Raw genomic sequence first — 14818 nt, 5'->3', positions numbered from 1 at the left:
TTGAATATTCTCGTTATTATGAAGAACGTTCTGCATCGTTTCGGCGAAGAACTTCATAAAATTCAAAATCTTCTTCGCGCTAGGCACGTCCTTATCGAAATCGAAGAGCATTTCATTCCCCGACATGGTGAAACTTATACCTTTTAAAATTTCTTCTTCAAGATATTGCTCTGTTTGAGTCGCTTTAGTTTTACGCGAGATGAGTTCTGTAATAAATTTCTTCATACTCTTCCCTTCGGGAATTGCTTCCACTCGACTCCATCGAGCATCGCACCACTTTCTTTTTTCCCGCAACGCAAGGAAACATTGCCGTCATTCCAATCATGGAACTTTCCTCGTTGATACATCGCTTTTCTGCCTTCTTCAGATTTCGATTGTTCCAATGGAGTAGAGGCACCGCCAATCCACTCCCCCCACTGTTTAAAGAAAAATGGAACATCCGCGTCAATGCACTGATCGCGTAAATTGCATATCCAATCTGGGTGGACTGGTCGTGCGTGTGGACCTGATTCTCCACCAACAACTACCCAATCGAGTTTGTTTCCAGTTCGTGAGTATTCTCCTTCATAACCAATGTAAATATCCCCTGTAAGGGAATTGATGAGTGTCCCATCTTCAAGTTCTACTTCTTCCAGATTGACGTATTCCAAAAGAGGCTCTTTCGAAATGAAACGGATGAAAGCTGGAGTTTCCAACAATTTCGGGATACGATCGTTAGCTGTTTTTTGGTTTTCGGCGGATACTCCAAGCCAAACGTTTGGAAGTGGCCATTCAACAGAACCATTCCAGTTATCCTTCATCCATTCAGGGGGCATCTTGACATTCTTATTTTGAAAGTTCATCTCCACAAAAGTGTGTGCCGCCTCTCCAATTTCTGACGCGCGAAATTCTCTTTTCATATAATCGAGCATTCTTTCCGAACGTTTTGTGAGAATTTGGAATGTATGTTGAGGGTTCAATGCTATGACACCAAACACTCTGTCGATGAAGGAGTCAGGAACATCCTTATGAAAAAGATCGCTCATCGAATTCACAAAAATCTTTGACGGCTTTCTAATACTAAATGGATCCTTCAGCTTTTTATATTTGAATTCTACTTTGGAAAAATCTCGAATCGCCCACTCTCCAAACTTTCTTTTACTCAAAGTCTCTGCGTAACAGTTCTTGCAACCCGCGGAAACTTTCGTGCATCCGGTTACCGGATTCCAAGTGTGGTCCGTCCATTCTATCTTAGAGTCTTTCATTCAGATTTCCTAATGTTATTCAAGATATTCCATGCAAGTCTAACCACTGCTGGAACCTGTCCGTCTCCAATCGCTTCGGTGCGGTCCACCCGATAGGCCATCCCATTTCCGCTTCCAGCATTTCTGCGGACGGACTCCATCCACCGCTTAGAGTAAGTGCGAGATTCTTCACGGGTTCGCTGTATCGGTTCGGCGCCTTGCCGAAACCCCATCCCGCTTTCCCCATCGATTTTCGTGGAGTGGGCAACAATCCAAATTCTTTCCCGAATTTGTGGAGCTCCGGCTTCTTCCGCTGATAGCACTCCGCATTCCGCATCGAAATCCACCGAGGCCAAATCCCCGAGTACTCTATCGAGTCCACGCCTGGTAAGCATTGGGGAATTTTCCACGAAGACGAAACGGGGTCGAACTTCGCAAATGATTCGGAACATTTCGTGCCAAAGTCCTGAAAATTCTCCGTCGATTCCGGCTCCCTTGCCTGCCACTGAGATGTCCTGACACGGGAAACCTCCCGAAACCACGTCAACAAATCCACGCCACGGGAATCCGTTGAAGGAACAAACATCGTCCCAAACGGGAAACGGTGAAAAGTGTCCTTCAGTTTGTCGCTGGAGGAGTCGTCGAGCGCGATAGGAATTGATTTCCACGGCGCAAACTGTTCTCCAACCAAGGAGCTTCCCTCCAAGTATTCCTCCACCAGCGCCTGCGAAAAGTGCCAACTCACGCAACCGCACTCTCCTTTCTGTTTATGGAGTCCGGAAAGAAAGCATGCTTATCCTTGATTCCACAATTTACGCAGATGAAGTCTACGATCCAACCGCGAAGTCCATCGGTTAAATATTCCTTTTTGAATTTTCCAATTCTATGATAACGATGATCTGCAAACGCAGGAGATTTGCATTCTCGAACATTCTTAATTTTAGTTGGAGCGTCATAACCAAAGTCAGGATTCAACTTTTGTAAGGATGTTAACGAATCGATTTGAAATGATATTTCCATTTTTATGGTCTTCCAGTTCCTTCGCATTTACTACATTCAACATTCTTAACTCCCTCTTCGACGCTCCAACTTTTAAAAACTTTTCCGGCTCCGAAGCAGTTTGAGCAACTGCCCTCCTCCAATTCGTATAAATCTCTCTCCTCTTTCAATTCCGCGGTGGAAATTACTATTGTTTTATGTGGCTTAGTCCATGTTCTCATTCCATTGAGGTGTTCTGAAGCAATACCTCCTTTAATAATGAACCCACCATCGATAGCCTCGTTTGAAAACCATGCCCATTCTTTTGGTAGATTATACTTTCTTTGAGCTATCCTGTTATAAAAATCTTCCATAGAATCTCCTTAAATTTGTTTCCCTTGAGCCATACGCTCAATTTTATTTAACGCCATCACTTCATTCAATTTCAAAATTCGATCATCTTCGGCATCAATCATTTCTACGAATTTTACCAAAAGATCCGAATGATAAACTTCCAATTCATCTTCACAAAGACTTTTGATTCTAATTAGAACTAACGGTAGTTTATCCAATTCCACTTCAGTCATTTCCATAATATTTTGAATGTAGCATTACGATACAAAGGAGCCCGATCCCAATTGGAAGTGAAAAATGTTCAGGGAACCATAACGTATTAATTATATCTATAGTGTTGGATTTTCCCAATAACCCTTGAAAGATGAACCCTATACCTACAAAAAATATAATTCCGTTATCAAAGCCCTCTTTAAAATTGTTCACAACCGTTCTCCTCGAAAGATTTCAAAGAAACATCCAGTCATCGGTTTCTTGAGTCCTCTTTCCAAAATGTTCTCTTTACCTATGTAAATTGGATTTGGATTTTCAATCGGTGCCCTACTTAAAGTTTTAGAAAACAAATCGACCAAAGCAAGGAAACACATGACAATCACGAGAACTAAAATAGTATCCCGTAAAACAAGTAACGTCTCTTTGCTTTGATCCATTTCCATTTTAAATTCCGGAAGAAGTTGCCCTAAAGACTTTTAGTTTTGATTTACCATCCGTTAAAGCGTCTTCTTTAATACATTTTACTTTGTAAGACTTTCCTAATTTAGATATAATTTCCGTTTCCTCACCCTCTTTCATACCTGAAAGAATTTGTTGTGCATTCTGAATTTTGTTGCTCATACTTTTAGGCTTCCTCTTGCTTATCTGAATAATTCACTTTTCGATTCAATTTTTTTGCAATTTCGTGACTGATTCCGGTAATTTTGCAAACCTGCTTGATGCCGTATCCACGGTAAAACAGATATGAGGCCCGATCCTCTGGAGAGGTGGGAATATTATTATCTTCCTTATCCATTCTTTCTATTACCTTCATTGTATTTTTATATTCAGTTTCTTTCATTTTTAATTATACTGCGCTGAACAATTGGCGGTCTTCAGCTTTGACTATAAATTCTATTCTAATTTTTCTATAACATTCTTCCGCAAAATATTTTCTTGCGACCATACTTACTGACTCGGGCAAAGGACTTAGAATTTGAATCAAATCCTTTTCAACCTTGATCTCGACCTTTTCTAAAAGTTTATTACTTGAAGGGGTTAATCTTTCTTTTGCCCAATTCAAAAATCCTAGCCAAGTGGGTTCTTTAATTGTCGCTAAAGATGCGAGTTTGTTTTCTGAATTTATAAATGGAAGCGAGGTAAAATCAGGAACAAAAAGTAAATCAGTCGGAATCGTTACGACATAAATATTTGATCTTCTATTTCCTCTCCGTTGTTTTATGAGCCATCCCCGCTTCACGAGTTTATTCGTAAGTTGAGAAATCCTCCTCGGTTTCAATCTTCCACCTAATCTCCTGGAAATCGTATTTAAAGTTGGCCAACAATTTGCATTATGACCCTGAAAAGACCAAAGTACTATCCAAACAATCGCTTCTGAATACGGTAGATTTAAAAGAGCCGACAAAGGGGCGAATTCGAAATCTTTCTTCTTTTTCATTCTGCCTTTTCGCCACCCTGGCAATTAGCCAAAAATTCATCTGGAGTTGTTAAATAAATCAGTCTTTCTGCTTGTTCATGTAGGTTTCGATCTCTCAACCATTCAAGTCTCGCGTCGACGCTCGTATTTTCGTCGTATCCTCCTTTACCTGTATGGAGTGAAGCATTGAGACAAAACATATTTAAAGGGTCCCAAGGCACGTATTTTGTATATCTTGTTCTTCTTCCGAGGAGATGACAGACAACGAAATTATTTGAACCTGTTACAAGACACCTTTGGTCCATCTTTCTTCTCTTATTCATTCCATCCTTCATACGTTTGGCTGCCTTTGTTGGCTCTTTTGTGCGTCGAGATTCTTGGTAGCGCTTCGCAGATTCCCTTCGTTTATTTTCCCAACGTAACATTCTTTCGTATTGAGTCTCACGATTCAAACTTCACCCGCCAACCCATCCATGCAATACGGGCAAGACACAGGGAAGCCGCCCAAATTTTCAGGTAGGGGATCTCCATGTAAGTCGACGAATATTTCAGTAGTCCCCTTGCAATGAACACATTGACCAGCCTTATCGACACACCAAGTCCGCAATTTTCTCATCGCTTCTTTGTATTCAGTCCAGGCTTTTAAAAAGTCACTCCCCGGTCTGAACATATAAGATTCTAAACTCTCGGAAAACTCACTAGAGATGTCTAAATGTTTTGCGATCGCATCCGATAAAGGCCCCTTCCAAGGGGTGGAAGGGGGACTTGGTGAATTCCTGTTTGAACTTTCAGAAACTTTTTTATAAAGTTTATTTCCGCCAGTCGGAACTTTTGGTAATCGTTTACCTTCTTTTTCTAATTTTACACGCGACAGTGATTTCGTTCCGGCTTTCACTTTATTAAATTCCTTTGGATCGCTGTTTTTTAATTTAGCGGCTTCATTGACGTACTTTGAATTCGTTCCCATCAAGTCCGCGGCGATCTGGGCGGATCGTCCTTGGACGCTTGAATCCACATTCCCTTTTTCGGAACTATCCTGATTTTTTAGATTCTGAATGCTTCTTTGTTTACTTGCCATTTCAAGCAACGGCAAATACTCGGTTGCAATCGCGGCTCTTTGTGAAGCATTCAGATTTCGTCTGAAGTTAGAACGCATCGTATAATTTAATGCTTCGAGTTCGCTACCTTTGAAAGATTCATACTTAGCTTGCTTATTTGTCTCTTTTGCAGCTTTGTATCGATGCCATCCATCTAATATTTTGGATTCATAAAGAATAACTGGTTTTGTTTCATCATAACCATTCTTTTCCATATCTCCAAGGAGCAAGGCAAACTCATCTGCTTGCATTTCCGGATAAAGATTGAAGGGATGTTTTTCTCTTAGTAATTGTGTCTGGTTTTCCATGCGAATTTTCTCTATATTACTAAATCAAGAATCTGGAAAGAGGCTTTCCATATCTTATTTTTTTACGCAAATGGTCAGAAACGTCTGACTCAAGCATTTCATTCTCTAATTTATTCTCAGCGAGGAATAAACCTTCTAATAGACTTCGAGCAATTATCTTTATGTAATTCCCTTGATCTGGACTAAGTGAGTCTGTTCTAATAGAATGACCCATTAGCACGTTCAAAGTAACGTAACCTTCGAGTTTACTTTTTTCATCCACATCCGATTCTAACAATTCTCCAATTATTTCCATCAAAACTCCTTTATAAAGTATTCCGCGAGAGCCATAATTTCACCTTTGAAATTATGCAAGGTCAAAATCATCAAACCCTTTCCCCAGTGGAGCTCTCGCGAGATACTCTACTCCTAATTCTTTTTAAAATAATGATCAAAACACGAAAACATCATAGGCGGATTCTTTGAACCGACCTTGAGACCATCTAAGTAGATACTTACATGAACAGGATCTTTTACGCACATTACCCTTTCATCATTCTTTCTGAAACACACTTGATCTCGTATATATGCAACTGTTCCGTTCGGATAATGATACTTATTTGGAACAACTGATTCGATGAAACCATTCTCTATAAGTAATTTCTTAATTACATCATCGTTCATTTTTGTCCCTGATTTTTGTTAATATGTCTCATTGGTTTATAAAAAAAAGAATCCGCGGGTCTGCTTTTGGAATCCTCAAGGTATGAATTCGCCGCTTTCAGAGCCGACAGTTCACGTCTTTTTAAAACCTGATTTTTTACATTAGCTTTGAATTCTTCAAACCACCTCGAAGGGAGGATTTCCGAATCAGTGCAATTGACCCACTGGGCAAAGTAAAAGATACCAATGGCGATGATGAAAAGCATTCCGAAAATTACATTCATAGAACTACACCCCACCCTATGATCAGGAACGTAACGAGATAACCACATGTGACGACGGGTCTGATGGGCCATTCGGTTTTGGAATCATACCCATGTCTCAGAATCGCGATCCGTTTCCGGAAACGAAAAGTGCACAACTTGCGTTCGATGTTCATTTTGCTTTCCTTCCTCCATTGTGCTTTATTCCATTCTTTTTAATCGAAAGTTTGATTCGTTTCGATTCGCAATGCCGGCATATGTTTAAGAAAAATTTCTGTTTCCATTTTACCGGAAACATCCAAAGTTCCTTTGTCGCTTCACATACATCGCATCGTCTCACGGTGTGAATGAGCTCCTTACCGAATTCTTTTACCATCCTCTCGTAAGCTCTTCGGAGACGAACATTATCCCGGCCGCCTGCGTTCTGGAAGGAAACCTTTCCTTTAAACGACTTCATAGTCCACCTCAAGCAACTCATCCTCGGCCTCAAATTCTTCGGACCCAAAGGATAGATCGTAAATTTTTCCATTTTTAACTTCAAAAATTCGATCCGCAAGTTCTTGAATCGCCTTCTTGTGAGTAATAAAAATCACTTGTTTGAATCGACCTTCTTCAATCGCTCGATCTAGCATTTTTTGGTATTGGAAAACGGTATCGGAATCTAATCCTCCGTCGGATTCATCCCGAAGCAGCGTTTGAATATCCGCTCCAAATTTGTTCCGTTTATATACCGCCACTCCTAATGAAATCGCTTCATTGAGAATGTTCCCTTCTCCGCCAGATTTATTTTTAATTAAGGATTCGATACCGGTCCGGTTATCCAATACTGTAACTGAAAAATCCTCTTTAGAATTCCCGGTCGCGTTTTCTCTTAAAGTATTGATTTTGATTTGAAATACTCCGGGGAAAGATTCCGCGAGAATCGAATTGATTGCCGAAGATATTTCGGGACCGGCAGCGTCGACCATCAAGGCGCGGGCTCCTTTTGGACCAAGTGCCTCACAAATGGATCGCAATTTTCCGAGTTGGGTTTCTTTTGAAATTCTTTCTTCATTGAGATCTGAAACTCTTTTCTCATTTTTTAATGCGATTTCTAGTTTAGCAGAATGAGAACCGATTTCCTTTTCTATCTCAGATTTAGATTCCTGCAACGGCGTGAGAAGTTCTTCGGAATCTTTGAGTTCTTTTTCCGCATTTGTGATTGCTGTCTCCTCGTCCGATTTCGCGTTTATAAGAATTTCGGTTTCTGATTTGAGAATATCTTTTCTAGAATTTGATTCTTTTAGTTGCTGGATGCTTTTTTTGTAGTCCTCAATTTTTTCTTCCGCGGTTTCTAAATATGGAATCAATTTTACCAAATCAGTATGTGTGGAATCTTTCAACTTTGCTTGAAGCGATTCCAATTCTTTTTCTAAATCAGAGTAGGTGCTTTTCGCGAGCAGAAATTCCGGAATTGATTTAAGATTAAGAAGTTCATCTTCGATCTGTTTGATCTCCGATTTTCGAATCGAAATGAATTCCTCATCGATCTTAATATCCGAGATTTGATTTTCGAGCTCTTCTAATTTTGTTAAAAGCGGAGGGAGTTCCGCTTGAGACACCCTTGCATCTTTAAGTAGCGGGCAGGCTTCCGGGAGATCAATACCTTCGATAATTTTCCCGCGGCAAGGGACTTCGCTAAGAAGCCTTGTTTTTGATTGAGTTTCCTTGATTTTAGAAGCAAGACCGGCTTTTTCTACCTGTAGTTTTGTTCTTATCTCAGATTGAATTTTGTTTTCTTTCTCTTGAGGAGAAATTTCATTTTCAAGTTTTGTTTTTTTTGATGAGAGCTCATTTTCTTTTTCTTCTACAAACTTTTCCTGATCTTCAAGACTTTTCTTTGCTCGCTCTTTTTTAGGAAGTATTTCTCTCTCCTTCTTTTCCCATTCCTTTTGATTCAACTCTGCTTCTCTGATTTCTCTGGATCGAGCAAGCAGTTGAGTTTTATTTGCTTCAATTTTTTTCTCGAATCCTTCGATTGAAGAAACGTCTGAAGCAATTTCTTTCCGAATCGCTTCCAGTTTGTCCTTTAATTCGGATATGTCTTTGAAATTTGCTCTTAGGTCCGCTAACCTTTGTCTTTTCTCATTCGAATCTTGAGTTACCTTTTCGATTTCCTTTATCTTTGCGTTTAAGATTTCTTGTTTCGTATCCAATTCTTTTCGGAGATCAACGGATGATTCGGAATTGGAAATCATTTGAATACCAGACTTTATTCCTTCTAATTCCTTAGATACTTTTGTTCGCTTCGTATCAAAGAATGAAAATTGTTTGTCGTATTCACTAAAATTTAGAAGGTCATCGAAAAGTTCGCGAACATCTTTTTGGTCTAACCCAGTAAGTCTACCTTTTCCGGTTTGGGCATGGTAGATTGCGGATAAAAACACTCTTTCGGTGATTTTTGTTACTTCAAAGAGTTTATCGTTGAAGTCCTTTATTTTTCCTTCTGAAACCGCTTTCCCATCAATATAGAGATACGGTATTTGTTTTCTGGATACCGGATCGATTAGTCGTTTAGCGTGGATCGTGTGGCCGTTCATCGAAACTGTCGATTCGACAAATGAATCACGAGCGATAAAACAATCGTAAATCGCGCCTTCATCCCGGCCGGAAGCGGATTCGCGCAGGGGAGTTTTCCCAAACCAGGACATGAAGAGCGTATCCATCAATGAGGATTTTCCCGCACCGGTTCTTCCTACGATCGCGATTTTCTTAAGATTAGGGATTCTAAAATCAGTTTCTTCAGGGAAAGCAATCATCCCCTTTGTTTTTAGTGCTTCGATGATCATAAAACGCTTTCCTCTATTCTCAACCCTTCAGTCATTTCAAAATACCCCATCCGATATTCTTCCAATAACCCATGGATCTCACTTTCTGGTTTATTTTTTGCCCGGAAATATACGATAACTCCGTCTTCAATAGACTCGACGGATCCGATTTCTTCCGACCGAACCGCGACAGTTGAAATGGTGTTCCTTTCAGGTTTCAACTCTGTTGCATTGGGGAAAAATGATTCGAGTTTTTTCGGAACTGAATGAGAAAGCGATTCCGGAACATCAAGACGTATCCGGATCTTTCCTTTGAATTCCGACGGTTCCAGAATTTTTCCGGATTCCTTATCGATAAGGTTTTCACCATCCCAGTTGAGGTTCACGGTTCGCATCGGGGCCGGATTCAGGGAAATGAAATCAGGTTCTAGTCGCCAAGATCCTTCTTCGATTTCCCAAATAAGAATCCCTTTATCGTCTTCCGCCTCTCCCCAGGTTTGTCGGGTCGTTGATCCAGAATACCAAATCCATTTACCGATCTTCTGGCAAAAATGATAGTGTCCACCAACCACCGGACAACCGAATGAATCCAGGATCGTCTGAGGAAGAAACATACCATTGTTTCTGGGGATTCTCTTGTTATCTAGTACTGCACCTGAAACTGTCCCGTGGAATAAAACCAGAGAGGGTCCGGAATAGTTTCGAATTTTTTGAAACCAATCTTCAAGTAAATCTACGATCAGGTTGTTTCCCTTTGAATGGAAATCCTCAATCGATTGATTTTGGAGCGCGAGCGCTCCGGCGCCGAAATGCGGAAGCGCGAAGACCTGAATTCTTTCAAGCGAATCCGGAAGAACTATGTGACCCGGCTTATCAAATTCGTAACAAAGAGGATTCAGTTTATCCTTGAACGATCTTAAATCCTTTGGTTTGTCGTGATTTCCTCGTAGGATAATTGTCGTGATTCCCGCACTATGAAGGGTATCGAGGAAGATTCTGAAAACAAGCCTTTGCTCAGGGTCGGAAACATCCTCGAAGATATCCCCGTTGACACAAACGATCTTGCACCCTTTTTCGATAAAGATACCGGCGGCTTTCATCAGAGCCACCGCCTCTTCCGTACCTTCGCCACCGCGGAGATGAATGTCTGCTATTTGTCCTACGATCATTGCTTTCTCGCTCCGAGTTCTTTCCATTTTCTTCCCAAAATTGCGCGGAGACCTTCGAACGTAACCTGATCAAAATCTTTTTGCGAGAACGTCGAGGATAGAGACTGGACGTCTTCTTGAGTTTTGCAGTTTTCCAATTTCTCAAGAATCGATTCCTGAGATGGCCCGAGATTGATTGACTTAGTATTTTCTCCATAAAGCGCATCTGCCGCGGCAGTCGCGGAACCGGTCACTGTTTTATCCACCGGAGCTCCTTCCGCAAAAACAGGTTTGAGACATACCCACATTTTCAATGCTTGGGATTTTAGCATTTGAGTTGGTAAGTTAAGCAGATACTTTATCGCGTTCCGTTGCGCTTTCTTGTCAACACTCTCGTTTAGATGGGCTTGCTGCTTACCATGTTTAGTCATCATGGGTAACGCTTTAGGAATCGGTGGAGTGTTTATTTTTACTCCATTGGGTAGAATCATGGAAGCAACGTAGGTTATTTCTAAGTGTTTTAATCCATTGATTTCTATCTCTTCCCTTCCAACTCTTTCCAATTTTATTCCTGTCGCTTGACCTAATGAAATAATTTTTTCGACTTTCAACATCGCATGATCTTTTGCTATGCCAATTTCTAATCCAGTTACTTCGTCATAGACATCATTTTCGGAGACTTCTATGATTTGTGGCACGAGAGAAACACCGGCCGGTAAATGACTCATCAAAAATTCTGAGAACAATACTACGTTATAATCCTCCGGTGGAAATAATGTTCTCAACGCGGCCAGTTTATCTTTGTGATTGTTTTTGTAAGCCATCGGGTTAATGGCACCGTTCGCCAAAACGAGATCTGAAATTTTATCTGTAACACTCATCTTATGCCTCCACCGTAAAATTGTAAGAAGACCTGATATCGGAAATCTTTGCTTTCAAATCCAAGACTTCTTTTTTTAATTTCCGATTCTCATTGAGGATCTCGCGGAAACGATTCCAGAGATTTCGGAGAACTCCGATTGATCTGATTGGTTTCATAGCATTTCGATTCAGTTTTTTTAAGGACTTCCGAATTTCAGGAGTCGATTCCGCTTCGGTAAATTCCGGAAAATCCAAAGGATTACGATTGAGCATCAATTTTCGGAGTGGTTTCATTTGCAGATCTGCATTCATAGTACTACGCCCTTCTCTTCTAAATATTTTAGAAGCCCGCTCATCCCGTATCCAAGTTCCGCGATTATTTTTACGCAATCTTCCGGGGATTCAACGTGATCTACAAGATTCTCATAAAGGTCCGATATCGAGAATATCCGAACATGGCAATCACCCTCTACTGCTCTGGCGAAGGCTTCAGAAAATGAAATGTCGCTAAAATCGGAAGCCGATCCGGTTACAGGAAATTTTCTTAATTCATCTCCTGCGCTTATTGTCCTAAAATTTTGGTTCATGGTTTTCTCCTTTACTTTTTTTCTAAAACTCAGGCTCATGATCCAAAAGGGCATCATGGCCTTTTCTCCAGCCTCGTTTCCGTTCCAGCGGGAACGGGGCTTCTTTATTTTGCGACCTTACTTGATTGATAAAATATCTCAAACGGTCACATTGCTTTTTTTCTATGCTGTTAGCTTTGATATTCTCATTTCAGATTTTATAAGATTCCTAACGAAAGATGACATTCCTTCCTTTGTTTTTGCTCCTTGTTCTTCTACAAACTCACGTTCTTCTTTCGTAAGGAGAACAAGAACCTGCTCGGAATAATATGAATTCACGTCCGATCGTTTTTTATAAATGCTATATCCCTTTCGATTCAAGAACTTGTATTCAGCTCTGCTTAAAGGCTCTTTTCCGATTTTTTCCGACAAATAATTCATTCGTGTTGTTACTCTAAGTTTCTTAAGATCCGAAACCTTGAATCCATGTTCAGAGTATTTTTTTATTAGTTTTGTTTCAGATTGATTGGTAATCTTTGCAATTTCTCGTAACGTATTTCCCTCGACGTACATCCGCAAAAGTTCTTGTATTTCGATCTTTTCCATTGGATTTACTTTTTCAAGATGCTCTTTTATACTTGCTCGGCGTCCGGCCGTGATTTATCCCGAGATCCTTCAAATATTGAAGCACCTGATCGTTGTTAGATCTTCCTTTGATAGTATGCCGCACCGTGTCGTAGGAAACGCCCGCGATTCGAAGTTTTAAATCCATATAACCCAAACCCAGGACTTTAAGTTTTTCATCAATTTCTTCTGGCGACATAACTCCCTTCGGCCATTTTCCTTGTTGCAATTTATTACCTTTCATCAATCGTTCCTTCTACAATGTCGTCGGTGTCGGCGTCAGAAATACACTGGTTTACAATGTAAACCTAGTCAAGCATAAAATTTACATTGTCAACAGATAAATTTAAAGATTCAAAATACAGAATTCAAGAGATTTTGGACTCAAGCGGATTGGCGAAAAACGAATTCGCTGATCGGCTCGGGATCACGAAGGGTCAAGTATCTCATCTCTTATCCGGAGCGAGGAAACCTTCTCTAACGTTATCTAAACTTATAAAGTTTGAATTTGGATATTTAGAAGAGTGGACTTTTAAAGGAGAAGGTCCGATGAAATACTCTCCTCCTGGAAAGGAAGAGATGTTTAGGAAAATGGAAGAAGAAGAAAACTTTCAAAGAAAAATTAGAAATACAGAGGGAGCTCGGGAATTCGTGATGGAATATTTCGAACTGACCCCTGAGAGTCGTTCGATTTTTCTCAACTTAATGCGAAATCGAATGAAAAATTAATAAGAAATTTTTTACCTTTTACTTCAATCGATGTTTAAATTTATCGTATAGTTTTTTTGATCTTGCCCTGACATTCATATTTAAAGATTCACTTAAATAATTATTCTCTAGAAGTATTCCCGCGGTTACCGCAATCTTGCTTTCTGCTAACTTTAGATTATACCCTGCCGGATCCAATACGTTATACAGCGTCATCATTATACTAGAAGAATACCGAGACAAAATCGGAGTGCGCTCCCCCTCTAGAATTCTTTCTCGAATTTCAAACGTATCGTAATGAAGTACTGCAACCGCCCAAAATAAAAAGAAAGGGATGAATCCGAACGCCGACTTTGAAGCCCAAAAATATCCGAAAAGAGGCATTATCCAAACACAAAAAATTGTGAATAATAAAGCCATGATGGTTCCTGCTGAAAGAAGGAATGCCCGTATCCGTAAGTCACCGGAAAATCGAAACACCGACCTAACTAAGACTGCACAAGAAAAAGAGATATATGTGAATTCATAAAGGATTATTGCGTGATAATTTATCGTAGGCCGATATGTGAATCGTTCTGGATCTTTTATTTCTACTGCATTACACAGAAACACTGAGCCTATCATATAAATGAAGCCAAATAAATGTATTTGAGAAATCGTCGAACCGATCTTTAGCTCCGGGCGAAAAATCAAACGAACTATTTGGAAGAGTGAATGCGGTACAAATAAGATTGGAATCAACGTCCAGTTTAACGCAAGTTCGCGGAGAAATTCTGGTAAGAGAATACGAAATCCGTGACAGAACATCCAAACTGACAAAGCCAAGGATAATTGGAAAAAATGCTTTTGAGCAATCTTTCCTGACCCTACATTCCGAACATAAAAACCTAAAAGAACAATGAACAACCCAACCGAAACGCTAAATATGTTTGTTACTTGCATGAAAAATGTATACTCAATACTGCATAAATACTACATTTTCGAGGCAATTTTTTGTAAACATTCTTTTTCCAACTCGATCACATGGAATTTAGATAGTTTGCCGTTCAAATAAAATCCCGGAAAATAAAGTAAATCCGGATATCTCTCGGAATGAACGGCGCCTTCACTCAAATAGAGCTTTTCTATTCCTTTCAAATTTGGGTTGTACATTCCGTAGACAACGTCGTATCCCTTTTCATAACAGTGCTTCGCAACGGTTCTAAATGTTTTTTTTGCGGCCATCCACCCCGTTCGACTCAACTCAAATGCGACTGCGTTCCAATCTGCGACGTTCTCCGAAAGAACCGCGTAACGTATCGGTTTTTCCAAGGTCTTATCCAGAACTGCAACCTCCAGAGGTAGAAAATTTTCCGGCTGTTTCTCTACGACCCTCATTGCGGATAAGATCCTTCCCTCCTCCTCAGCGAAAAACCATGTCGACCAGTCATCGTAATCTATGTTTTTCCAACGAGAAGAAGAATAGCCTGCCTCAGAAAATATACGATTTACGAAAGCCTTTATACGCGGGATGTCCTCGCTATCCCCGGATACGATTTTCACGGGAATTTGAGTTCTTGATTTTCGAACGGAATACTCGAGAGGATTTACGGACATAATTTTATTATGT

Annotated in this window: 21 protein-coding genes; 1 reads left to right on the top strand and 20 read right to left on the bottom strand. The window is 40.2% G+C overall.

Annotation, left to right across the window (positions count from 1 at the left end; all coding sequences use genetic code 11):
* Positions 1–221: 221 nt before the first annotated feature.
* From CH376_RS10865 to CH376_RS10760, 18 genes are all read right to left on the bottom strand, one after another.
* Positions 222–1244: a DUF5131 family protein gene (locus tag CH376_RS10865; protein WP_100787391.1), complete on the bottom strand. Its 1023-nt coding sequence runs from the start codon at positions 1242–1244 to the stop codon at positions 222–224.
* Positions 1241–1978, bottom strand: a complete 738-nt coding sequence (locus tag CH376_RS10860) for a DNA cytosine methyltransferase (RefSeq protein ID WP_243398253.1) — start codon at positions 1976–1978, stop codon at positions 1241–1243. The genes CH376_RS10865 and CH376_RS10860 overlap by 4 nt, the downstream gene beginning before the upstream one ends.
* A 267-nt stretch (positions 1979–2245) precedes the next feature.
* Positions 2246–2575 carry a hypothetical protein gene (locus CH376_RS10850; RefSeq protein WP_100787394.1) on the bottom strand — a complete coding sequence of 110 codons (330 nt, stop codon included), beginning with the start codon at positions 2573–2575 and terminating at the stop codon, positions 2246–2248.
* 9 nt (positions 2576–2584) lie between these two features.
* Positions 2585–2794, bottom strand: a complete 210-nt coding sequence (locus CH376_RS10845; protein ID WP_100787395.1) for a hypothetical protein — start codon at positions 2792–2794, stop codon at positions 2585–2587.
* A 183-nt stretch (positions 2795–2977) separates the two neighbouring features.
* Positions 2978–3211, bottom strand: a complete 234-nt coding sequence (locus CH376_RS10835; protein WP_100787397.1) for a hypothetical protein — start codon at positions 3209–3211, stop codon at positions 2978–2980.
* 1 nt (position 3212) lies between these two features.
* Positions 3213–3389, bottom strand: coding sequence for a hypothetical protein (locus CH376_RS24235; RefSeq protein WP_165781822.1), 177 nt, complete (start codon positions 3387–3389; stop codon positions 3213–3215).
* A gap of 4 nt (positions 3390–3393) precedes the next feature.
* On the bottom strand, positions 3394–3609 hold the full coding sequence (locus CH376_RS10830) for a hypothetical protein (RefSeq protein ID WP_100787398.1): 216 nt from the start codon (positions 3607–3609) through the stop codon (positions 3394–3396).
* Between the two features lie 6 nt (positions 3610–3615).
* Positions 3616–4206 carry a helix-turn-helix domain-containing protein gene (locus tag CH376_RS10825; protein WP_100787399.1) on the bottom strand — a complete coding sequence of 197 codons (591 nt, stop codon included), beginning with the start codon at positions 4204–4206 and terminating at the stop codon, positions 3616–3618.
* Positions 4203–4610: a hypothetical protein gene (locus CH376_RS10820; protein ID WP_100787400.1), complete on the bottom strand. Its 408-nt coding sequence runs from the start codon at positions 4608–4610 to the stop codon at positions 4203–4205. The genes CH376_RS10825 and CH376_RS10820 overlap by 4 nt, the downstream gene beginning before the upstream one ends.
* 23 nt (positions 4611–4633) lie before the next feature.
* A complete protein-coding gene (locus CH376_RS10815) occupies positions 4634–5590 on the bottom strand; it encodes a ParB N-terminal domain-containing protein (RefSeq protein WP_100787401.1) in 957 nt (318 codons plus the stop codon).
* A 19-nt stretch (positions 5591–5609) separates the two neighbouring features.
* Positions 5610–5885, bottom strand: a complete 276-nt coding sequence (locus CH376_RS10810; RefSeq protein ID WP_100787402.1) for a hypothetical protein — start codon at positions 5883–5885, stop codon at positions 5610–5612.
* A gap of 1053 nt (positions 5886–6938) precedes the next feature.
* Positions 6939–9323 (bottom strand): AAA family ATPase, encoded by a 2385-nt coding sequence (locus tag CH376_RS10790; RefSeq protein ID WP_100787406.1) that lies wholly within the window; start codon positions 9321–9323, stop codon positions 6939–6941.
* Positions 9320–10471 carry a metallophosphoesterase family protein gene (locus CH376_RS10785; protein WP_100787407.1) on the bottom strand — a complete coding sequence of 384 codons (1152 nt, stop codon included), beginning with the start codon at positions 10469–10471 and terminating at the stop codon, positions 9320–9322. Before CH376_RS10785 ends, CH376_RS10790 begins: the two co-directional genes overlap by 4 nt.
* Positions 10468–11331 carry a hypothetical protein gene (locus tag CH376_RS10780; protein WP_100787408.1) on the bottom strand — a complete coding sequence of 288 codons (864 nt, stop codon included), beginning with the start codon at positions 11329–11331 and terminating at the stop codon, positions 10468–10470. The genes CH376_RS10785 and CH376_RS10780 overlap by 4 nt, the downstream gene beginning before the upstream one ends.
* A gap of 1 nt (position 11332) precedes the next feature.
* A complete protein-coding gene (locus tag CH376_RS10775; protein WP_100788069.1) occupies positions 11333–11605 on the bottom strand; it encodes a hypothetical protein in 273 nt (90 codons plus the stop codon).
* Between the two features lie 14 nt (positions 11606–11619).
* Positions 11620–11898: a hypothetical protein gene (locus CH376_RS10770; RefSeq protein WP_125231982.1), complete on the bottom strand. Its 279-nt coding sequence runs from the start codon at positions 11896–11898 to the stop codon at positions 11620–11622.
* Between the two features lie 162 nt (positions 11899–12060).
* Positions 12061–12483: a hypothetical protein gene (locus tag CH376_RS10765; RefSeq protein ID WP_100787411.1), complete on the bottom strand. Its 423-nt coding sequence runs from the start codon at positions 12481–12483 to the stop codon at positions 12061–12063.
* A 13-nt stretch (positions 12484–12496) separates the two neighbouring features.
* On the bottom strand, positions 12497–12745 hold the full coding sequence (locus tag CH376_RS10760; protein WP_100787412.1) for a hypothetical protein: 249 nt from the start codon (positions 12743–12745) through the stop codon (positions 12497–12499).
* An 86-nt stretch (positions 12746–12831) separates the two neighbouring features.
* On the opposite strand from CH376_RS10760, the gene CH376_RS24855 reads away from it, so the two are divergent.
* Entirely contained in the window at positions 12832–13230 is a 399-nt protein-coding gene (locus tag CH376_RS24855; protein WP_165781823.1) for a helix-turn-helix domain-containing protein, read from the top strand.
* An 18-nt stretch (positions 13231–13248) separates the two neighbouring features.
* Here CH376_RS24855 and CH376_RS24850 read toward each other — a convergent pair whose 3' ends face one another.
* Entirely contained in the window at positions 13249–14151 is a 903-nt protein-coding gene (locus CH376_RS24850) for an LIC10906 family membrane protein (protein WP_100787414.1), read from the bottom strand.
* Between the two features lie 30 nt (positions 14152–14181).
* Positions 14182–14805, bottom strand: coding sequence for an LBL_2463 family protein (locus CH376_RS10745; protein ID WP_165781824.1), 624 nt, complete (start codon positions 14803–14805; stop codon positions 14182–14184).
* Positions 14806–14818 lie beyond the last annotated feature (13 nt).

It is taken from the genome of Leptospira adleri (assembly GCF_002811985.1).
Taxonomy (GTDB): domain Bacteria; phylum Spirochaetota; class Leptospiria; order Leptospirales; family Leptospiraceae; genus Leptospira; species Leptospira adleri.
Note: the sequence above shows the minus strand (reverse complement) of the source record. Positions and strands in the feature narration are given on the sequence as shown.